This is a genomic window from uncultured Jannaschia sp. (assembly GCF_947494025.1).
Lineage (GTDB): Bacteria > Pseudomonadota > Alphaproteobacteria > Rhodobacterales > Rhodobacteraceae > Jannaschia.
Map to the genome: position 1 here is coordinate 1 of NZ_CANLTQ010000118.1, position 828 is coordinate 828.

Below are 828 nucleotides of genomic sequence, written 5' to 3' on the forward strand. Positions count from 1 at the left end.
GCTGTGCTATAGTTGAAAGGTGACCGAGGTATCATTCGTCACGATCTGGGACATGATCGGGTTCGTTGCATCGGCCCGGCGGCAGCGCCGTGATCAGCACGGCTACGCTTGTCTGGGTCGCTGACGCGCTCATAATTCCGATCAAGTGCCCGGACGAGAGCACGGGCGCACCCGACATCCCCGGCTCTGTCGGACAATCCAACCTTGCGAGCGTGCTGTCCTCTGTCATGACGGCACATCGCCGCCCCTGCTGCCTGTGCGCTTGCGAACGCGGGTAGCCTATCAGCGCGACGGATCCAGAGATGTTCTGCGTTTCCGGGCCAGCATTTTCCGAGAACAAGGACAGAGGCTCCACCGAAGAAGACCTGTCCAAGCAAAGACGCGCGATGTCCGCATTAGGGGCCAGCTGCAAAGCGCGCACCCGCAAGTGCTCGGAATAGGTGCCGCCGTCGTAGCCAAGCAAGACATGAAGGTTCCCGGGGGCCAATCCGTCCACGCAGTGTTTTGCCGTCAAAGCCTCTCTCGGTCCGACGAGAGCGGCCGTGCAGTGTTGACGATTTCGGAAGCCGGCGTAGTTCAGCCGCCCGATCGCGGGATTGGCTTCGTCGAACGACTGCGCGTGGACGGTCGCGGCCGACAGGATCGTCCACGCGAGTGCCAGCCAAAGGAGGCTACGAAGGACCATCTGGATAGGCGCCTTACTTATCTTGCACCCAAAGAAGTCGGCCGCCAGCGCCACGTATCGTTCGGAGTGCCCCGATAGCGGATTATCGCACCAACGACATTCCGACAGAGTGCCCTGCGTAACGCCGGAGGTCTGCTGCGCGG

General features: G+C 61.7%; 1 protein-coding gene. It reads right to left on the bottom strand.

Features of this window, described 5'->3' with window-relative positions; genetic code table 11:
• Window positions 1-31: 31 nt before the first annotated feature.
• Window positions 32-828: serine protease (locus tag Q1B08_RS21565; protein ID WP_299823454.1), on the bottom strand; the 797-nt coding region annotated here is incomplete at its 5' end.